At 71.0% G+C, this 20,734-nt stretch carries 14 protein-coding genes; 9 read left to right on the forward strand and 5 right to left on the reverse strand.

The window, feature by feature from the left end:
* The first annotated feature begins 12 nt into the window (after positions 1-12).
* A complete protein-coding gene (locus tag IM770_RS11360; protein WP_203581250.1) occupies positions 13-1,863 on the forward strand; it encodes a thioredoxin domain-containing protein in 1,851 nt (616 codons plus the stop codon).
* Positions 1,864-1,872: 9 nt separating this feature from the next.
* Here IM770_RS11360 and IM770_RS11365 read toward each other — a convergent pair whose 3' ends face one another.
* Complete coding sequence (locus IM770_RS11365; protein ID WP_307785442.1) at positions 1,873-3,471, reverse strand: dolichyl-phosphate-mannose--protein mannosyltransferase; 1,599 nt, start codon at positions 3,469-3,471, stop codon at positions 1,873-1,875.
* 24 nt (positions 3,472-3,495) lie between these two features.
* Here IM770_RS11365 and rsmI point away from each other — a divergent pair, with 24 nt between their 5' ends.
* Complete coding sequence (gene rsmI, locus IM770_RS11370) at positions 3,496-4,314, forward strand: 16S rRNA (cytidine(1402)-2'-O)-methyltransferase (RefSeq protein WP_203581251.1); 819 nt, start codon at positions 3,496-3,498, stop codon at positions 4,312-4,314.
* Here the strand turns inward: rsmI and IM770_RS11375 are convergent.
* Positions 4,287-8,633 (reverse strand): prealbumin-like fold domain-containing protein, encoded by a 4,347-nt coding sequence (locus IM770_RS11375; protein WP_203581252.1) that lies wholly within the window; start codon positions 8,631-8,633, stop codon positions 4,287-4,289. The genes rsmI and IM770_RS11375 overlap by 28 nt on opposite strands.
* A 318-nt stretch (positions 8,634-8,951) precedes the next feature.
* Here IM770_RS11375 and metG point away from each other — a divergent pair, with 318 nt between their 5' ends.
* The 3 genes from metG (at position 8,952) to IM770_RS11390 (ending at position 12,161) form a co-directional block, all read left to right on the forward strand.
* On the forward strand, positions 8,952-10,532 hold the full coding sequence (gene metG / locus IM770_RS11380; protein WP_203581253.1) for a methionine--tRNA ligase: 1,581 nt from the start codon (positions 8,952-8,954) through the stop codon (positions 10,530-10,532).
* A 183-nt stretch (positions 10,533-10,715) separates the two neighbouring features.
* A complete protein-coding gene (locus IM770_RS11385; protein WP_203581254.1) occupies positions 10,716-11,627 on the forward strand; it encodes a TatD family hydrolase in 912 nt (303 codons plus the stop codon).
* A 3-nt stretch (positions 11,628-11,630) separates the two neighbouring features.
* Positions 11,631-12,161: an NUDIX hydrolase gene (locus IM770_RS11390; protein WP_203581255.1), complete on the forward strand. Its 531-nt coding sequence runs from the start codon at positions 11,631-11,633 to the stop codon at positions 12,159-12,161.
* A gap of 32 nt (positions 12,162-12,193) precedes the next feature.
* On the opposite strand, the gene IM770_RS11395 is transcribed toward IM770_RS11390, so the two are convergent.
* Positions 12,194-13,498: an MFS transporter gene (locus tag IM770_RS11395; protein ID WP_203581256.1), complete on the reverse strand. Its 1,305-nt coding sequence runs from the start codon at positions 13,496-13,498 to the stop codon at positions 12,194-12,196.
* A 67-nt stretch (positions 13,499-13,565) separates the two neighbouring features.
* Positions 13,566-15,029 carry a sugar porter family MFS transporter gene (locus IM770_RS11400; RefSeq protein WP_203581257.1) on the reverse strand — a complete coding sequence of 488 codons (1,464 nt, stop codon included), beginning with the start codon at positions 15,027-15,029 and terminating at the stop codon, positions 13,566-13,568.
* Positions 15,030-15,116: 87 nt separating this feature from the next.
* Between IM770_RS11400 and rsmA the strand changes: the two genes are divergently transcribed.
* Positions 15,117-15,977, forward strand: coding sequence for a 16S rRNA (adenine(1518)-N(6)/adenine(1519)-N(6))-dimethyltransferase RsmA (gene rsmA, locus IM770_RS11405; protein WP_203581258.1), 861 nt, complete (start codon positions 15,117-15,119; stop codon positions 15,975-15,977).
* 119 nt (positions 15,978-16,096) lie between these two features.
* The gene (locus IM770_RS11410; protein WP_203581259.1) at positions 16,097-17,017 is read left to right on the forward strand and encodes a phosphodiesterase; all 921 of its coding nucleotides are present in this window, start codon (positions 16,097-16,099) and stop codon (positions 17,015-17,017) included.
* On the opposite strand, the gene IM770_RS11415 is transcribed toward IM770_RS11410, so the two are convergent.
* Positions 16,965-18,551, reverse strand: coding sequence for a stealth family protein (locus IM770_RS11415; RefSeq protein ID WP_203581260.1), 1,587 nt, complete (start codon positions 18,549-18,551; stop codon positions 16,965-16,967). The genes IM770_RS11410 and IM770_RS11415 overlap by 53 nt on opposite strands.
* A gap of 178 nt (positions 18,552-18,729) precedes the next feature.
* Between IM770_RS11415 and IM770_RS11420 the strand changes: the two genes are divergently transcribed.
* Together IM770_RS11420 and IM770_RS11425 are read left to right on the forward strand one after the other, a co-directional pair.
* Positions 18,730-19,797, forward strand: a complete 1,068-nt coding sequence (locus IM770_RS11420) for an aldo/keto reductase (RefSeq protein ID WP_203581261.1) — start codon at positions 18,730-18,732, stop codon at positions 19,795-19,797.
* Positions 19,794-20,720 (forward strand): 4-(cytidine 5'-diphospho)-2-C-methyl-D-erythritol kinase, encoded by a 927-nt coding sequence (locus IM770_RS11425; protein WP_203581262.1) that lies wholly within the window; start codon positions 19,794-19,796, stop codon positions 20,718-20,720. Before IM770_RS11420 ends, IM770_RS11425 begins: the two co-directional genes overlap by 4 nt.
* The last annotated feature ends 14 nt before the right edge of the window (positions 20,721-20,734 follow it).

Below are 20,734 nucleotides of genomic sequence, written 5' to 3' on the forward strand. Positions count from 1 at the left end.
GGAGCGGATGCCATGAACCCCCGTCTCGCGGAAGCCACGAGCCCGTACCTGAGAGCCCACGCGGGCAATCCGGTCTCGTGGTTCCCGTGGGGTGAGGAGGCGTTCGCCGAGGCGCGCCGGCGCGACGTGCCGGTGATGGTGTCGATCGGGTACTCCACGTGCCACTGGTGCCATGTCATGGCCCGCGAGTCGTTCGACGATGCCGCCACGGCCGCCGAGCTCGACGACGGCTTCGTCTCGATCAAGGTCGACCGCGAGGAGCACCCCGAGGTCGACGCCGCCTACATGGCCGCCGCCTCAGCGTTCAGCCCCAGCCTGGGCTGGCCGCTCACCGTGTTCGCGACGCCCGAGGGGCGCCCGTTCTACGCCGGCACGTACTTCCCCCCGCAGCCGCGCGGCGGCATGCCCGCGTTCCGGCAGGTGCTCGCCGCGGTCCGCGAGGCGTGGACGGAACGGCGGGATCAGATCGACGAGACAGCGGATGCCGTCGCCGGCGCGCTCGCCGAGGTGCGGGCCGCGGGCCCCGACGCCGAGTCGGCGGCGCCGTCTGCCGACGACCTCTCGTCCGCGGCCCACGCGCTGGCCGCTCGCGAGGATCCCCGCCACGGCGGCTTCGGCGACCCTGCCGCCGCAGCACCGAAGTTCCCCGTGGCCACGGCGCTCCGCTTCCTGCAGACACGCGTCGTCCGAGAACGGGCGGCTGAGGCATCCGCGGTCGCCGACCGCGCGCTCGCCGCGATGGCGGGATCGCCGCTGCGCGACCCCGTCGAGGGAGGCTTCTTCCGCTACGCGACCCGTCCCGACTGGACGGTGCCGCACTACGAGCGCATGCTGATCGACAACGCCCAGCTGCTCGACGTCGCGATGGACGCGGCATCCGCTCGTCATGACGTCGCTCGCGGCATCGCCGGGTTCCTCATCGACGTGCTGCAGCAGCCGGCCGGGGGATTCGGCGCCGCGCAGGACTCGGAGTCGTGGATCGACGGCGCGCGCAGCGAGGGCGGCTACTACGCCCGGGATGCGGCGGCGCGCGCGGAGCTCGAGCCGCCCGCCGTCGACGGCAAGGTGGTGAGCGGCTGGAACGGCCTGGCGATCGGCGCGCTCGCGCGCGCGGCGACCGCGCTGGGAGAGGACCCGTGGATCGAGGCGGCGCGGTGGGCAGCCGACGCTGTGCTTCAGACCAACGTCGCCCGCGACGGCCGGCTGCTGCGCGCGTCGCTCGACGAGATCCCCTCGCGCGCGCACGCGACGCTCGCCGACCACGGTCAGCTCGCGTCTGGTCTCGTCGCCCTCGCCGCCGCGACCGGAGAGCCCGCCTACGCAGTGCGGGCGCGCGCGCTGGTCGACGCGTGCGTCGACGCCGACGGCCGCGTCGCCGTTCCCGGCGGAGGCGATCCCGTGCTGTCGCAGCAGGGGATCGGAGCGCCGGATGCCGCGTCCGACGGAGACGAGCCCTCGGGCGTGGCCTCACTCGCCGAGGCCTCCGCCGCGCTGTGGCTGCTGGGCGCCGGCGAGGACTACCGCGCGCTCGCCGAGCGCCTGGTCGCCACCCATGCCCCAGCGGCCCTCGCGCAGCCGCTCGCGTACGGGGCGCTGCTGCGCGTGGCCGCGACTCTCGCCGTCGCGCCGCGGCAGGTCGTCGTCGTGACCGACGACCCCGGGGCCGACGTCGCGACCGGGGCCCGCGGCATCCGTGCCGACGTGGTGAGCATCGTCTCACCTGCTCGGGCCGGGGCGCTCGCCGCAGCAGGGTTCTCCCTCTTCGCCGACAAGGCCCAGCGCGACGGCCTGCCGACCGCGTACGACTGCCGCGACTTCGCGTGCCGGCTGCCCGTGACCGACCCGGCCGATCTCATCCCGTGAGAGTGCGGGTCAGACCCAGCTGTCCAGCCACATGTGCGAATGCCAGAAGTCGTACGGCACGTTCATCGCCGAGATGACCGGGTACCAGAACGCCGACAGCGCCAGCGCGACCCCGAGGAACACCAGCACGAGACGCTGACCCGTGAGCCGGCGGTAGGAATCCGCCGACGCCGGGCCCGCGATGTCGCGCAACGCGAAGGTCAGCGCCAGCAGCATGAACGGCAGGATCAGCACCGTGTAGAACTGGAACACGGTGCGCTCGGGCAGGAACAGCCACGGCACATAGGTGACCGCGACGCCCGTGAGCACGAGGGCGTGACGCCAGTCGCGCGCGACCACGAATCGGTACGCGAGGTACAGCACGGCCGCCACCCCCGCGTACCAGATGAGCGGGTTGGGCATCGCCGCGATGACCTCGGAGCACCCCTTGGCCGACGTGCAGCCGTCCACGCCCAGAGCGTCGTGGTGGTAGTACACGCTGGTCGGCCGCAGGAGGAGCGGCCACTGCCACGCCGGGCTCTCGTACGCGTGGCCCGCGGTGATGCCCGCCGTGGAGTTGTACATCGCGACGTGGTACAGCCACAGGCTCTCGAGGGGGTTGCTTCCCGCGTGGCGGTCGTAGCCGCCGTCGGTCACGAGCCAGCCGGTCCACGACGCGAGGTATACGACGAGAGCGACCGGCACGAACAGCACGAATGTCACGGCACCCTGGCGCACGGCATCCGTCGGCCAGAACAGCACCCCCGCGCGCCGCCGCGCGAGCGCATCGGTGACCACGAGATAGATGCCGAGCCCGGCGAGCACCCACGCACCCGACCATTTGACGGCGCTCGCCGCACCCAGCGCGGCGCCGGCCGCGACGATCCAGGGGCGGTTCCACAGCACCGGTCCCCAGGACGGCGCCACATCGCCCACGCGCCGGGCGGCCACCGTCTCGGCGATCCGGGTCATGGTGCGGTCCCGATCGCGCAGCACGAAGAGGAACGCCAGCAGCACGAAGAACGTCAGCGACGTGTCCAGCAGCGCGACGCGGCTCATCGAGATCGCGAGCCCGTCGACGGCCATCAGGAGCCCGGCGACCACGGCGAAGGTGGTCGAGCGCGTGAGCCGCTTCGCGATCAGCATGAGCACCAGCACCGCGGCGACGCCGAGGAGCGCCGTCGTGATGCGCCAGCCCCATCCCGACTCCGGGCCGAGCGCCATCATGCCGAGCGCGATGATCCACTTGCCGAGCGGCGGATGCACGACGAACGCCGGGTTGGTGGTGAAGACGTTCGGGTCGCCCGACAGGAACCTCTCGTTGCCGTCGGAGGGCCAGGATGCCTCGTACCCGAGATTCAGCAGCGTCCAGGCGTCCTTGACGTAGTACGTCTCGTCGAACTGGTTCATGAGGTCGTGCGCGGCGGCGAGGTTCCACAGGCGCAGCACCGCGGCGATGACGAGCACCACGGCCGGCCCGAGCCACGCGTAGAGCCGCCGGGCCCGGGCATCCTCGTTCACCCGACGCGAGAAGCGGTCGTACAGGCTGGGTCGTGCCGGGGGGAGGAGGGGCGCGGCGGGCGGTTCGGCACTGTGCTGGTCGACAGCGGGCCGCGGGGCGTCCGTCACGCCGCCAAGTCTAGGCTGAGGGGCGTGATCATCCTCGCGGCGACGCCCATCGGAAACCTCGGGGACGCCTCCCGCCGCCTCGTCGAGGCGCTCGAACAGGCGACCGTCGTCGCCGCGGAAGACACCCGGACCACCCAGCGCCTGCTGGCCGCCCTCGGTGTCGCGAACCGCCCGCGGCTGATCGCCCTGCACGACCACAACGAGAAGGAGCGCGCGCCCGAGCTCGTTGAGCTCGCGCGCGACCAGGACGTGCTCGTGCTGAGCGACGCCGGCATGCCGACGGTGAGCGACCCGGGCTACGGGCTCGTCGCGGCCGCGGCGGCGGCCGGTGTCGACGTCACCGCGATCCCGGGCCCGAGCGCCGTCGTGACCGCGCTCGCGGTCTCAGGTCTGCCGACCGACCGGTTCACCTTCGAGGGGTTCGTCGCCCGCAAGGCGGGAGAGCGGGCCGCGGCGCTCCGAGCGCTCTCGTCCGAACCGCGCACCATGGTCTTCTTCGAGGCGCCGTCGCGCGTCGCGGCGACGCTCGCCGACATGGCCGCGGCGTTCGGCTCGGAACGCCGCGCTGCGGTATGCCGCGAGCTGACGAAGCTGCACGAGGAGGTCGCCCGCGGACCTCTCGCAGAGCTCGCGACCTGGGCCGAAGCCGGCGTCCGCGGGGAGCTCGTGATCGTCGTCGAGGGCGCGCCCGCGCGCGCCGTCGCCTTCCCCGACGCGGTGACGCAGGTGCTCGAGCTCGTCCGGGGTGGGACGAGGCTGAAGGAGGCCGCGGCTGAAGTGTCCGGTCTCACCGGACACTCCAGCCGCGAGCTGTATCAGGCCGCGCTCTCCGTGCGCGGGTAGCGCCGGCGGCGCATCGCGAACAGGATCCCGCCCGCCGCGAGCAGGCCGAGGCCGCCCCAGAGGGCCGTCAGCGTGACACCGGTCGGCGGCAGCGCCGCGGGAACGGGCGCGCACGCGGTGGCCGTGGCGTCTCCGCCGGAGAAGAGGATGGTCGTCGCGTTGAGGAGCCCGGTGCCCTCGGTGTCGGAGCCGACCGTGCAGTCGGCCTGATCGGTCGTGATGTTCGCGGCGACCTTCGCCGTCGCGGTCACGTCGTAACGGTGAGTGACGCCCCCTCCGATCGACACCGACGCCACGACGCGGAGGTCGTCGATGCCGTCCCACGCGGCGTTCACGGGCAGGCCCTGCGCCGACGAGACCGCAGCGGAGACGACCGTGATGCCGTTGCCGAAGCGCAATTCGTCGTCGAGGTCATAGGTGTCGGCCACCGCACCGGGGTTGGTCACCGTCACCGCGTACGCGATCACGTAGCTGCCGTCGGCCTGCTTCGTCGGCCCCGAGGTGACGGTCTTGTCGACCTCGAGCGGGGCGAGGTACGCGTTGACGAAGGTGCAGTACACCGTCCCCTGCAGCGGCACCGCGACCGACACCGAGGCGCCCTCCACGATCGGCTCGCTGCCCGAACCCACGCACTCGATGCCGTCGAGCACCCACCGATCGAGCTCGCTGGTCTCGGTCACGGTGTAGGCGCCCGGTGCCAGCAGCCCCGTCGAGTACGGCTCCGCCTCGTCGGTGAGGGTGAACGACGCGCCCTCCGGTCCCCACTCGAAGTCGAACTCCTGGTCGGCGCCCGCCGGGAGCGTCACCTTGTCGACGATCAGCGAGCCCCACTGCGTGTTGGTGAACGTGCAGACGACGGTCTCGCCCGGGTCGAGCACGATCAGACCCACGAGGTCGTCCACGGTCGACTCGCCGCCCTCCGGCTCGCTGTCGACGCACATGAGGTCGGTGTTGTCGTATCCCCCGGGTGCGACTTCGGCGAGCTCGTACTCGCCGGGGGCGACGTCTTCGAACGTCGCCGAGCCCGTGCCCTCGGACGTCTCGATCGAGAAGTCCACGGGGTCGAGCCACGTGCCCAGGAAGTCGAACGTGGCGTCATCGCCCTCCACATTCTTGACGACCACGATCCGTCCGACGGCCGTGTTCTCGATGTCGCACGAGATCTGGTCGCCGGGCTCCACGCGGAATCCGGTGATGTCGAGGTCCTCGGTCTCGCCATCGGCGTGCGTGATGTCGCACGCGAGGTCGCCCTCGATCCAGCCGGGCAGGTCGCGCTCGGCCAGCGAGTAGAGGGTGCGAGGAGTCAGACCGGTGAAGGTCGCGACGCCGGCGCCGCCCTCGGTGACCACCGACGAGACGATCGCCTCACCCGCGGGGTCGATCGGCGTGAGCACGTACTGGAACGTCGCGTCGCCGCCGATCGCCGTCTTGGCGATGGCGATGTCGATCGGCTCGGGCGAGTTCTCGATCTCGCAGCTCACGGCGACTCCGGGCTGCGCGACGAACGTGACCGCGGCCGGATCCTCGTTCGAATCCTCGACGCCCGTGCACGTGAGCGCACCCTGCACCCAACCGGGCGCGGCCTGCTCGGCGATCGTGTAGGTCTCGCCGGGCGTGAGGCCGGTCCAGGTCGCCGTCTCGTCGCCCGGGCCGGTGCCCGAGATGGCCTGCACGCCACCCTCGGGGGTGACGCCCTCCGGCGGAGTGAGCGCGAACGGGAACGACCACTCGTAGTCGTCCGTCACGCCGGTGACGGTCTTCGTGACGGAGACGGATGCCGGCAGCGCGGTGTTCTCGGCGGTGCAGGTGAGGCCCGCACCGGGGGTCAGGCGGAACTGCCAGCCCGGCGCCTCGGCAGAGTCATCCAGCGTGCACGCGAGCGTGCCCGCCCAGCCGCTCCGCGCCACCTCGATGAGGCTGTAGTCCACCCCGGGGACGAGGTCGGCGAGCGTGATCGAGGGGTCCGCGGACGACACCTCGATCGACCGGACCGCGCCCGTCCCAGTGTCGGTCAGCTGGAACTCGAACGACCAGGCGAAGCCGTCCGCCACGCCGGCGGCCGTCTTCTCGATCGTCAGGTCGGCCGCTTCGGCGGTGTTGGTGAACACGCACTGCACCACGCCGGCCGCCGCGAGATCCACGGTGACGACGCCGTCACCGAGGTTCGGCGTCCAGGTGGTACCTTCCGTCGTCTGGCACGTGATGTCGGTCAGCGACCAGCCGTCGACGTCCAGCATCTCGGAGATGTCGTACTGGCCCGGCTCGAGCGTGCCGCTGTCCCAGGTCGCCTGACCGGGCAGCGGGTTCAGGGTGAAGTCGACCGGCTCGCCCCCGCCGGGCGGGGTGAACACGAAGTCGAAGTCCTGGTCGTACTCGAACGGATCCGTCTGCTTCACCACGAGGATGCGACCGGGTGTCACGTTCGCGTAGTAGCACGTGACCGTGTCGCCGGGAGCGAGCGTGAAGTCGGCGTCGTAGCTGTCGAAGAAGAAGTCCTGCCCGCCTATCGTGCAGATGAGCGAGCCGAGCTGCGTGCCGTGCTGATTCGGCAGCTCGCTCACCGTATAGGCCCCGGGTTCCACCCCCTCGAACGTCTGGTAGTAGTTCTCGCCGTCACCGGTCTCGGCGGTGATCGAGAAGCTGCCGTCCTCCGGGAGCGCCGGCGTTCCCGTCGTCCAGTCGCCGATGAAGTCGAACACCAGTCCGTCCTCGGTGCCGAAGGCCTCCTTGCTGATGACGATGTTGCCGAGCTGCGTGTTGGTAAAGGTGCACGCGACGTCCTCCGCGGCGACCGTCGTCACCTGGACGGCGGCACCCGATCCGACCGCCCCGCTCGAGCATTCGATGTCGGGATCGCCCATCCAGCCGGCCGGGATGACCTCGCTGATGTCCACCGTCGTACCTGGCGCGAACGCGTACGTGATGCTCTCGCCGTCGCTCAGGCTGGCCGGGTTGCCGCCGATCGTGAAGTCGAACTCCTGCGGCGAACCGTCGGGCAGCGTCTGCTTCGTCACCGTCACGGTCGACACCGCGTTCGTGATGACGCAGTCCGTCTGCGTGCTGGGGTAGATCGTGAAGACGTCGGCCGGATCGTCGAGGACGAACTGGATCGGGCTACCGGTGCCGGGCTGCGTCGCCGTGCACACCATCGACTCCAGCGCCCACGGGGCGGTGACCGTCTCCGACAACTGGTAGTCGGTCGAGCCGAGCACGTTGACGAAGGTGTCGGTCTCGCCGATGCCCAGGTCGTCCGTGATCTCAGTCGCGTCGGTGTCAGGGAGCACCACTCCACCGCCGGCGCGGTCGACCACGTAGTCGAAGCGGTCATCGGAGTCGTACCCCGCGGGCACGACGTCCTTCGTGACCGAGAGCGCGCCGCAGTTGGCGATGGTGAGCGGGTCGACCGGGTCGAAGTAGTCCTGCGTCTGCGCGGTGAAGTCGTTGCCCGTGCGCGACAGCATGGTCGAGACGGTGAAGGTCGTGCACTCTTCCGGGCTGAACAGTCCGGCCGTCGTGAGGTCGACCGCGAACTCGCCGAACGTCGCCTGCGGTTGGTTGCCGACCGGCAGCGGCCCTTCAGTGCGCACACCGACGGCCCAGTCGAAGTCGATGGTCTCGCCGGTGGGCAGCCACTGGCCGGCGCCGTTCGGGTTCGCGCAGGCGTCGCCCGCAGTCGGCGTCCAGCGTCGGAACTGGACGGTCATCGTGCTCGTGCTCGACACATAATCGAAGACGATCAGGACGTCGTCGCATCGCCCCGCGGCGGGTCCCTCGAGCAGTTGAAGCGCGCTCATGTCGCCGTTGCCCACGAGACGGGTCCAGTACCCGTACAGGATGGCGTGCCGCACGCCATCGGCCCCGGCGACCACCTCGTAGGCCGAGCCGATGCTGCAGAGGTTGCCCTTCTCATTGACGTTCGCGGGACCGGGTGCCCATGGGATGGTGTTCGGCGTCTGCGAGCCCGGCGATCCCGTCGCGTCCTGCGTGGTCGAGGGGCACGCGCCGGCGAGCGTGCCGTTGTCCCACGAGAAGGTGGCGTCCAGGATGCCGCTCGAGGTCAGCCCGTCCGCGGTGGTGTACCCGCCGGTCGGCGTGAACGTATACGTGCCGTTCGGCACCGGCGCACTCAGGAACGAGTTCCAGTCGAACGTGGCCGGCGGGGTGCCGCCCGTTTTGTCTCCGTCGATCTGGAAGCCGGTGTCGAGCCCGGAGGGCTCGAGGGTCGCCGCGGTGGCGGCACCGGTTGCGGCGAACGGCACCAGCAGCGCACCGAGCAGGGCGCCGATGGCGAGGAGAGACAGGGGGCGCGTGCGAGACATGGCCGTCCTTTCGTCGGGAGGCCGCCTCGCCGGGTACCGAGGCGCATTCCTCGCCGCCTGGACCCACGGAGCTGACACGCCGGGCCGGGCTTGAGCCAGAAGATAGCGGATGCCGGGAGTCGAGCGCGACCCCCGGCATCCGTCCGTTCACCGTTTCGTTATCGACGCACCGTGACGGTGAGCTCCTTGCTCGACGTGACACCGGCTTCGTTCGCGGCGAGCGACCCGGAGTGTTACATCCGGCGCCCCTGGGGCGTGCGGACGGGGGCGTCCGGTCACAGCGGCGGGGGCGGCATCCGCGCTGACTAGACTCGTCGGGTGACTTCCGGCCCCTCGTCCTTCTACATCACGACGCCGATCTACTATCCGAGCGACGTGCCCCACATCGGCCACGGCTACACCACCGTGGCGGTCGACACCCTCGCGCGCTGGCACCGCCAGGCGGGCGACGACACGTGGATGCTCACGGGCACCGACGAGCACGGCCAGAAGATGATGCGCGCCGCCGCCGCCAACGGCTCGACCCCGCAGGAATGGGTCGACAAGCTCGTGAGCGAGGCGTGGTTCCCGCTGCTCGAGACGCTCGACGTCGCCAACGACGACTTCATCCGCACGACGCAGCCCCGCCACGAGGAGCGCGTCAAGCAGTTCGTGCAGGCGATCTACGACCGCGGGTACATCTACGCGGGCGAGTTCGAGGCGCTGTACTGCGTCGGCTGCGAGGAGTTCAAGACCGAGGCCGAGATCGTCGACGGCGAGGGTCCCTTCGAGGGGCTCAAGGTCTGCGCGATCCACTCGAAGCCGCTCGAGCTGCTGCAGGAGAAGAACTACTTCTTCAAGCTCAGCGAGTTCCAGGACAAGCTGCTCGAGCTCTACACGACCGTGCCCGACTTCATCCGTCCTGAATCGGCGCGCAACGAGGTCGTCTCGTTCGTCAAGAACGGTCTCAAGGACCTCTCCATCTCGCGATCGACCTTCGACTGGGGCATCACGGTTCCCTGGGACGAGTCGCACGTCATCTACGTGTGGGTCGACGCGCTGCTCAACTACGCGACCGCGATCGGCTACGGCGAAGACCCCGAGGAGTTCGCCCGGCGCTGGCCCGCGTACCACGTCGTCGGCAAGGACATCCTGCGCTTCCACGCCGTCATCTGGCCCGCGATGCTCATGGCCGCGGGTCTCGAGGTGCCGCGCGGCGTCTTCGCGCACGGCTGGCTGCTCGTGGGCGGCGAGAAGATGTCGAAGTCCAAGCTCACCGGCATCGCGCCCACCGAGATCACCGACGTCTTCGGCTCGGACGCGTACCGCTTCTACTTCCTGTCGGCGATCGCGTTCGGCCAGGACGGCTCGTTCTCGTGGGAGGACCTCTCGGCCCGCTATCAGGCCGAGCTCGCCAACGGCTTCGGCAACCTCGCCTCGCGCACCACGGCCATGGTCGAGCGCTACTTCGAGGGCGTCGTGCCGCCGGCGGGCGTCTACACGGAGGCGGATCTCCACATCCAGAAGACGGTGGCGGATGCCGCAGCCGCCGCCGACGCCGCGATCGAGCGCTTCCGCATCGACGAGGCGATCAGCTCGATCTGGACGATCGTCGACGCGCTGAACCTGTACATCACCGAGAACGAGCCGTGGGCGCTCGCCAAGGACGACGCGCAGCGCGAGCGTCTCGGCACGGTGCTGTACACCGCCGCCGAGGCCCTGCGAGCCCTCGCGGTGCTGCTGTCGCCGGTCATGCCGGTCTCGACCGAGAAGCTCTGGATCGCGCTCGGCGCGGCCGAGTCGCTCGGCCGCCTGCAGGACCAGCCCCTCCGCGAGGCGGGCGCGTGGGGCGCGCTCCAGCCCGGCACGTCGGTCAACGGCCTCGCGCCGCTGTTCCCCCGCGTCGAACAGTCGGTGTGATCCGCCGCGTCGCCGGAGCGCCTGTCGTCCATGTCCCGCTTTCTGCCGTCGATGTCCCGATCTCGGCGATTTGTCGGCTTCTTTTCGACCGAAAGTGGGACTTGCAGGGTGACAGAGGGGCGCAGGAGTGCAGTGAGGAACGCAGGAGTGAGCGGAAGCCGATGAGTGAAAGCGGAGGTCGGCATGAGTGAGCCGCGGGTGCCGTACCCGGCTGCGACCGCTGACCCGTCGCAGTACGTCCGGACGCGCGAGAAGGGCTCGCGCGATGTCTCGTACCCCGCCGCTCCCGAGCCGCTCGCGGTGCCGATGTACGACAACCACGCGCACCTCGAAATCGAGGACGGCGTCGGCCTGTCGCTCGACGAACAGCTCGAGCGCGCGGGCGAGGTCGGCGTGGTCGGCGTCGTGCAGGCCGGTGGCGACATCGAGTCGAGCCGCTGGTCGGCGTGGGCTGCGGCATCCCACCCCCGTGTCCTCGCGGCCGTCGCCATCCACCCCAACGAGGCCCCCGCGTACGCCGCGGCGGGTCGGCTCGGGGAGGCGATCGCGGTGATCGACGAGCTCGCCGCGCAGCCGCGAGTGCGCGCGATCGGCGAGACGGGCCTGGACTTCTTCCGCACCGACGATGACGGGCGGCCGGCGCAGTTCGAGAGCTTCGAGGCGCACATCGCGCTCGCGAAGAAGCACGGCATAGCGATGCAGATCCACGACCGCGACGCGCACGAGGCGGTGCTCGAGACCCTCGAGCGGGTCGGTGCGCCCGACCGCACGGTGTTCCACTGCTTCTCGGGCGACGCCGACATGGCGCGCATCGCGGGGGAGCGCGGCTACTGGCTCTCGTTCGCCGGGAACATCACGTTCAAGAACGCGCAGAACCTGCGCGATGCGCTCGCGGTGATCCCGCGCGAGCGGATCCTGGTCGAGACGGACGCCCCTTTCCTCACCCCGACCCCGCACCGCGGCCGGCCGAACGCGCCGTACCTGATCCCCGTGACGGTGCGGTTCATGGCCGCCGAGCTCGGCGTCGACCTCGATGAGCTGTGCGCACAGATCGCCGCGAACACGCTCGAGGTCTACGGCTCGTTCGAGGACTGACCGGTGACCGGCGCGGACGACGAGCTGTGGGATCTGACGGATGCCGCGGGCACCGCGCTCGGCCGCACCCACCGTCGCGGCGACCCGGGCTTCCCCGAGGGCGTGTTCCACCTCGTGTCGTCGGTGTGCGTCGTGCGCGGCGACGGTCGGGTGCTGCTCACCCTGCGCGCGCCGGACAAGCCGTGGGGTTCGACGTGGGAGTTCCCCGCCGGGAGCGCCCTGACCGGCGAGACGAGTGAGCAGGCGGCCGTCCGCGAGCTGTACGAGGAGACGGGCGTCCGGGTCGGCGTCGCCGATCTGCAGCTCGTCGGCCGTCTCACCGAGCGGACAGCGCTGTTCGACGTGTACGTGGTCCGTGTGGACGGCGATCCGTCGCTCGCGCTCGACCCGGCCGAGGTGAGCGAGAGTGCCTGGGTGCCGTTCGCCGAGGCGCTGCGGCGCGGCGCGGCCGGCGAGATGGCGGGCCCGTGGACTCCGCGCCTCGAACAGCTCGGCGCCCGTCTGGGCGAGCTCGTCGAGGATCCGCGGACGTAGACCGCCGCGGGGCCGGATGTCGGCCGGTGCCGTCAGTCGCGCAGCGGCAGGCCGCCGGCTCCCGGCTCCTCCTCGCCGGCGATCTCGTTCTTGTCGGCCGCGTCGAGCACGGGCTTGGCGGCGGCGATGTGCGAGATCGAGCGCCACACCAGCGCGAGGGTCACGGCCGATCCCGCGAAGGCGAACCACCACGGGGCGGTGAGACCCCACAGCTGCGCGAGGATGCCGCCGATGAACTGCCCGATCACGAGCCCGCCGAAGACGCCGACCATGTTGACCGACGCGATGCGGCCCTGCAGCTCCATCGGCACGAGGCGCTGACGCACGGTGGTCGAGATCGTGCCCCAGATGAAGGCATACAGCCCGAAGCCGAACATGATGACGAACGCCACCGCGGGTGAGGTCGTCAGCGCGAAGCACAGGTGCATGAGCACCTCGAGCGACAGGCACACCCGCATGAGCGTCGAGAACGACACGTGCCGCTCGAGCCAGCCGAAGCTGAAGACCGCGATGATGCCGCCGATCGCGGAGGCGGTGGTGAGCGCTCCGTAGCCGACAGGACCCATGCCGAGGTGCTCGGTGGCGTAGAGCACGAGCACGCCCCAGGGCGCCGCCCACGTGACGTTGAAGACCAGGATGATGATGACCAGTGTGCGCACCGGTGCGTTGTGGCGCAGCCACCGCAGGCCCTCGCGGATCGCGTGCGCCTTGCTGCCGCGCTCCGCCTCGGGGTGCTCCGGGACCGGCGTGCGCGCGATGCGGGAGATGAGCAGCACGGCGAGCGACACGCACAGCACCTGCAGCACGAACGGCCAGAACGAGCCGACCGCGAACAGGAAGGCGCCCAGCGGCGGGCCCGCGAGCTGGTTCGCGACGAGGTAGCCGGCCTGCATGCGGGCGTTCCCGACACCGAGGTCGGCGGGCTTCACGAGCATCGGCAGCAGGGTGCTGCCCGCGGAGTCGGCGAACACCTCGGCCGTGCCGTAGAGGAACGCGGTGGCCAGCACGAGCCAGACGGTCGCCTGACCGGTGACCAGGAATCCCACGAGCACGAGCACGATCACCGCGCGCAGTCCGTTGGCGAGCATGACCAGCCGCCGTCTGTCGTGGTGGTCGGCGACGGCGCCTGCCAGCAGGCCGAACAGCAGCCACGGCAGGAACTGCATCATGGCGCCCGCCGCGACGAGGATCGGCGACGACGTGAGCGACGCGATCAGCAGCGGCGCCGCGGCCAGCGCGATGCCGTCGCCGAGGTTGCTCGTCCACGACGACGCGAGCAGCCACCGGAAGTCGGTGCCCAGGCGGCGGGGTGCGATCAGGTCGCCGAGCGAAGGCATCCCGCCATCCTAGGCGCGCCGGCGCGGCCGTCAGGACGGACGACGGATGCCGCACCCGCCGCGTCCGTCAGGGCGCGGCAGGCGTGCCGCTCCGATGCGTGAAGAGCGTCTCGGTCTGCTCGATGTCCATGCCCTTGGTCTCGGGCACGCGCCACGCGACGTACACGAACGACAGCGCCGCGAACAGCGCGTACATGCCGTACGTGAGAGGAAGGGACCACGACGACATCGCGGGGAACGAGATCGTGATGAGGAAGTTCGCGATCCACTGAGCTCCGGCCGCGACTCCCAGCGCCTTGCCGCGGATCCGGCTCGGGAAGATCTCGCCGAGGAGCACCCAGACCAGGGGACCCCACGAGGCGCCGAAGCCGATCACGAACACGTTCGCGGCGATGAGCGCAATCGGGCCCCACGGCGCCGGGAGCACCACTTCGCCGGCGCTGTCGGTCTCGGAGAAGAGGAACGAGATCGCCATGAGGCCGAGCGACAGCGTCATCAGCACCGAGCCGGTGAGCAGGATCGGCTTCCGGCCGACGCGGTCGACGAGGAAGATCGCGATCAGCGTGACCAGCACGTTGGTGATCGACGTCACGACGCTGATGGTGAAGGAGTCGCTCTCGTCGAATCCGACCGACTGCCAGAGGCTGGTCGAGTAGTAGAAGATCACGTTGATGCCGACGAACTGCTGGAACACCGAGAGGATGATGCCGACCCAGACGATGCGCTGCAGCCCGAGCACGGGGCCGCGGAGCGAGACGCCGGCGTTCTTGCGGTCGGTCTCGATCGCCGTCTGCAGGTCGCGCATCGTGTGGTCGAGGTCGGCCGGCGGGACCAGCCGGGCGAAGATCTCGCGGGCCTCGTCGATGCGGCCCTTCGCGATGAGGAAGCGCGGCGACTCGGGCAGTGTGAAGGCGAGGATGCCGTAGACCGCGGCCGGCACGGCGCCGACGATGAACATCCATCGCCATGCCTCGAGCCCGAACCACAGCACGTTGTCGGCGCCACCGGCGGAGTTGGCGAGCAGCGCGTCCGACAGGAGCGCCGCGAAGATGCCGATCGTGATCGCGAGCTGCTGCAGCGAGGCGAGGCCTCCACGGATCTGGCGCGGAGCGATCTCGGCGATGTAGGCCGGTGCGACGACGGAGGCGATGCCGATGCCGAGGCCGCCGATCACCCGCCACAGCGCCAGGTCCCACGCCGCGAACGCGAGGCCGGCGCCGATCGACGAGACGAAGAACATGATGGCGCCGAGGAACATGACGCGCAGGCGCCCCCAGCGGTCCGAGAGGCTGCCCGCGATGATCGCGCCGACGGCGCAGCCGAGGAGGGCGATCGCCACGACGAACCCGGTGATGACGTCGTTGAGCGCGAAGTCCCGCGAGATCGAGTCGACGGCGCCGTTGATGACCGAGGAGTCGAAGCCGAAGAGGAAGCCGCCGACCGCCGCCGCGACCGAGAGGCCGATGGCTCGTCGCCCGTACGGACTGCGGAGGGAGAACGCGTCTGCGGGGATCGAGCCGGTCGGATTCATGCTCGTCACGCTATCGGCCGGTCGCGGCGCGTGCGAGGCCATGCGTGGCGCGTCGCCCCCGTGGTATGAGGCCGTACAGTGAAACGCATGCCCGTGACACTGCTCGGTGCGGCCGAGATCCGCGCGCTCGCCGCCGACCTCGACGTCACCCCGACGAAGAAGCTCGGGCAGAACTTCGTCGTGGACGCCAACACCGTCCGCAAGATCGTGCACGTCGCCGAGGTCCGCCCCGGCGATCGGGTGGTCGAGGTCGGACCGGGTCTCGGGTCGTTGACGCTCGCCATCCTCGAAGCGGGCGCCGCCGTCACCGCCGTCGAGATCGACCACCGCCTGGCAGAGCGGCTGCCGGCCACCGCGGCCGCGCACGGCGTGAGCGACGGCGCCCTGACGGTCGTCGACGCCGACGCGCTGCGCGTCACCGAGCTCCCGGGCGACCCCACCGTGCTCGTCGCGAACCTGCCCTACAACGTCAGCGTGCCCGTGCTGCTGCACTTCCTCGAGACGTTCCCCGCTCTCGAGAAGGGCGTGGTCATGGTGCAGGCCGAGGTGGGGGAGCGCCTCGCCGCCCCTCCGGGGTCGAAGGTGTACGGCGCCCCGAGCGTCAAGGCGGCCTGGTACGGGCCCTGGAAGCTGGCCGGGACGGTGTCGCGTCAGGTCTTCTGGCCGGTGCCGAACGTCGACAGCGTGCTGGTCGGCTTCCGTCGCGACGCCGAGCCTCGCGGCGACGAGGCTCTGCGCCGACGGACCTTCGCGATCATCGACGCGGCCTTCCAGCAGCGGCGCAAGATGCTCAGGCAGGCGCTGTCGCAGGTGCTCGGGGGAAGTGCGGGCGCGGCATCCGTCATCTTGGAACGCGCCGGGGTGGCGCCCACCGCGCGCGGCGAGGACCTCTCGATCGAGGACTACGTGCGCATCGCCGGATCTGCGGCGACGGAGTCGGAAAGCTGAAATTCAGCGGATCTTCACCGCGTCGTCGGGAACCTCTCGAAACACGCCGGTAACATTTCAGCGTCCGCCGTCCGGTAACACAGGCAGATCGCCACCCGGCGGACCGGAGTGAACCCGCCATGCGCACCGCCGAACACCCGGCCCCCGAACGCGTCCTGCTGCACCTGAGCGACACCCACCTGCGCGCCCCCGCGACCCCGCACCTCTTCGACTCGGTCGACGGCGCGGCACGCCTGGCCGAGGCCCTCGAGGCGATCGAGGCGAGCGGCGTCCGCCCCGACGCCGTCGTGTTCACGGGCGACCTCGTCGACCTCGGCGAGCCCGCCGCCTACGCCGAGCTGCGCGCGCTGGTCGAGCCGGTCGCCGAGCGCCTCGGCGCGCGCGTGCTGTGGGTGATGGGCAACCACGACGAGCGCGGGGCGTTCCGCGCGAGCTTGCTCGACGAGGCATCCGATGCGCGTCCGATCGACCGGGTGGACGAGCTCGACGGCCTCCGCGTCATCACGCTCGACACGAGCGTGCCCGGCCGCCACCACGGCGAGGTCGGCGACGAGCAGCTGGCATGGCTCGCGGAGGTGCTCGCGACGCCTGCGCCGCTGGGCAGCATCCTGGCCATGCACCACCCGCCCGTACCGAGTGTGCTGCCGCTCGCGGCGAGCGTCGAGCTGCACGATCAGAGCCGGCTCGCGGCGGTGCTCCGCGGCAGCGACGTGCGTGCGATCATCGCCGGGCACCTGCACTATTCGACGTTCGCGACCTTCGCCGGCATCCCGGTGTCGGTCGCCTCGTCCACCTGCTACGCCCAGGACCTCACGGTTCCCGTGGGCGGCACCCGCCCTCAGGACGGAGCGCAGGCCTTCAACCTCGTGCACGTGTACGACGACACGGTGGTGCACTCGGTGGTGCCGGTGTCGGCGCCGCTCGTCCTCGAGCACATCGACGCAGACGAGGCCCGCCGGCGTCTGCTCGACGCCGGCGTCGCACCGCTCATCGCCGCGCGGAGGGATGCGCCGACCGAGCCGATTCCCGTGCTGCGCTGAGCTCGTCCCGCTCCCACGGGGCGCGCACCGGGAACATGCGCTCGAGGGCGCTGGTGATCGCTCGCACGCGGATCTCCTCGGGCACCGCGACCTCGCCGCCGTCGTTGAGGCAGAACATGTCGGCGTCGCAGCGGTCGGCGAGCCGTTCCATGAGCCGCAGGCCCTTAGGGAGGGTCGTCTGCGCGTAGCGCACGCGCGGCGCACGGGTGGCGATCGCGCGGCCGGTGAGCAGCGCGTAGTAGTGGTACAGGCTGTTGGTCACCGAGATGTCGGTGGCGGAGCGGAAGCGGGATGCCGCGGTCCGGGCGAAGTCGTCGGCGAACGTCTCCTCGAGCTCGGCCATGACGCTCCGGCGTAGCGGAGCGGCGCAGTGCTCGAGATCGCGCACGATGGTGCGGCCGAAACGCTCCTTGAGCAGCGCGCGGTTGACCCGCAGCCCGTTGTCGTGGCCGCTGCGGTGGAGGGCGGGGTCGCCGGCGCCGATGCGCACCTCGCACTCGACGAATTTCGTGACGCCGCCGGGCGTGAAGAACATCTCCGGCTCGACCGGGCGCCCGAAGAACATGTCGTCGTTGGAGTACAGGAAGTGCTCGGCGAGGCCGGGGATGCGGTGCAGCTGGGCTTCGACCGCGTGCGAGTTGTGCGTGGGGAGCACCGACGGGTCTGCGAAGAACTCCTCGCTGCGCACGATCGTCACCTTCGGGTGATCGAGCAGCCACGCAGGAGCGGGCGAGTCGGTCGCGATGAAGATGCGGCGCACCCACGGCGCGTACATGTGCACGCTCCGCAGCGCGTAGCGCAGCTCGTCGACATGGCGGTAGCGCGCCGGGCCGTCGTCGCCGTCTCCGACCACGTACTCGGCCAGCTGGGCGGCCCGCTGGCGCCGGAAGTCGCTCGATGATCCGTCCACCCACGAGAAGACGATGTCGATGTCTTCGGTGACCTCGAGGGGCTGCGGATCGAACATGCCGGCGATCGTGCGCCAGATGCGTCCGTGGCGCTCGACCGTGGTGTATTCGAGATCCTCGGCGGGCGTGCTCCGGCGGGTCAGCGCGTTGTCGCGCGGTGCCTCCACCGTCTCATCGCCGAAGCGCCAGAACTCCAGGTGCACGCCGTGGCCGGGGCCGTAGCGCAGCGACCCCGCGCTCGTGATGCGCGGGCGGTACAGGCGCACGACGGCGGGCAGGTCGGGGACGGCGGGGGCGTCGCACGCCAGCAGCGGGCCACGGCCCTTCGCCTTGACGTACAGCGGCTCCCGCGTGCACACGGCGGCCAGCGCGGTCAGGGCCTCTTCGCGGTCGCGGAGGTCGACGACGAGCGTGGGGATCGCGCGGTCGTGACGGATCAGCAGCGTCTCGATGCCGGCGTCGTCGAGCGCGGAGGCGGTCAGCAGCAGGTCGGCTTCGCGCGCTTCCTGCGGGGCGACGTCGTCGTGCACGAGATGGAGGATGCCGCGGTCGACGACCACGTCGGCCCGCTCGGTGAGCACGCTCCACGGGTCGGCGGATTGCGGCAGCGCAGACAGCAGGGTCATGCGGTCCTCCTTCTCGATCGGGGCCCGGCGGCGCGGGGAGGCGTCCGGAGCCGGTCTCGACACCATAAGGGAGCGTCGGTTACGTCCGCGTTTCGCGAGAAGGCCCTTGACATCGGCTCGGTCCGCGTGCCCTCGGCGTGCCCCTGCGCGGGCGGCTGGACGTCGCTAGCCTGGACCGGTGACCGAAGACGCGCGCTACCTGTCCCGTGGAGGAGATCTCCACCGTCCCTACACCGCCGCCGCCGACCGCTACACCGGCGCCGACTACCGTCGCGTCGGCACATCGGGCCTGACGCTCCCGCCCGTGTCGCTGGGGCTGTGGTGGAACTTCGGCGACAACATCCCGTTCGACAACCAGCGCGCGCTGCTGCGCCACGCCTTCGACCGCGGCATCACCCACTTCGACCTGGCGAACAACTACGGCCCGCCGTACGGCACGGCCGAGACGAACTTCGGTCGCATGATGCGCGAGGACTTCGCCCCCTACCGCGACGAGCTCATCATCTCGTCGAAGGCCGGCTACGACATGTGGCACGGCCCGTACGGCAACGGCGGCTCGCGCAAGTACCTGATCTCGAGCGCCGAGCAGTCGCTCCAGCGCATGAGCATCGACTACGTCGACATCTTCTACTCGCACCGCGTCGACCCCGACGTCCCCGTCGAGGAGACGGTCGGGGCGCTCGACACGCTGGTGCGACAGGGCAAGGCGCTCTACGTCGGCATCTCGTCGTACAGCGCGGAGCGGACGGCGGTCGCGGCATCCGTCGCCCGCTCGCTGGGCACCCCGCTGGTGATCCACCAGCCGGCCTACTCGATCCTCAACCGCTGGGTCGAGGACGGCCTGACCGGCGTGCTGCGTCAGGAGGGCATGGGCGCCATCGCGTTCACGCCGCTCGCGCAGGGGCTGCTCACCGACAAGTACCTGGGCGGCGGGGACGCCGACCGTGCCCAGCAGCGCGGCTCGCTGCCGCGGGGACCGCTGAGCGACAAGGGGCTGTCGACGCTGCGCTCGCTGGACGTCATCGCCAAGGAGCGCGGGCAGACGCTCGCCCAGATGGCCATCCAGTGGGTGCTGCGCGACCCGGTGGTGGCGTCGGCGCTCATCGGCGCCTCGCGTCCGGCGCAGCTGGACGAGAACCTGCAGGCGCTCGATGGACCCGCCTTCACGACGGAGGAGGAGGAGCGCATCGACGCGCTGTCGGACGGGATCGACGTGGACCTCTGGGCGGAATCGGCGAACCGGTGAGCCAGGCCCTCGCCGCCGACGGTGTCCGGGTACGGGCGCCCGGCAAGCTCAACCTCTTCTTCGAGGTCGGCGGCGTGCACGCGGACGGCTACCACGACGTGGCCTCGGCGTATCAGGCGGTCTCGCTGTACGAGGACGTGTGGGCCTCGCCGTCCGACGAGTTCACGGTGGCGATCTCGGGCACGGTCGACGTCTCGGGCGTGCCCGCCGACGACCGCAACCTGGCGGTGCGTGCGGCGCGCCTCGTGGCGCAGCGCATCGGCCACTCCGGCGGGGTTCATCTCGACATCGTCAAGCACGTGCCGGTCGCCGGCGGCATGGGCGGCGGATCCGCGGATGCCGCCGCCGCGCTCGTCGCGTGCGACGCGCTGTGGGGAGCCGAGCTCGGCAGCGCCGAGCTGCACAAGCTCGCCGCGCGGCTCGGCGCCGACGTGCCCTTCGCACTCATGGGCGGGACGGCGGTGGGCACGGGCCGCGGCGACCAGCTCAGCCCGGCGCTCGCGAAGGGCCGCTTCGACTGGGTCGTGGTGCCGTCGACCGCGGGGCTGTCGACCCCGGAGGTCTACGGCCACCTCGACGAGCTGCGCGCGCGCCCCGACATCACCGCCGGCGCGCGCGTGCCCGCCGTCGCGCCGACCGTGCTGCAGGCGCTGCGCGCGGCCGACCCCGTGGCGCTCGCCGAGCACACCCGCAACGACCTGCAGGTCGCGGCCCTGTCGCTGCGCCCCGAGCTGCGGGAGGTGCTCGAACTGGGTGAGGAGTCCGGCGCCCTGGCGGGGCTGGTGTCGGGGTCGGGTCCTACACTGGCGTTCCTGACGGCCGACCCCGAGTCGGCCCTCGAGCTGCAGATCACCCTGTCGGCCGCCGGATACGAAGCTCTGCACGTGCACGGGCCGGTGGCCGGCGCACGCGTCGTGAACTGAGATCGGCGTATCGC

The sequence above is a fragment of the Microbacterium hibisci genome, from assembly GCF_015278255.1.
In the GTDB taxonomy this organism is placed as follows: Bacteria; Actinomycetota; Actinomycetes; order Actinomycetales; family Microbacteriaceae; genus Microbacterium; species Microbacterium hibisci.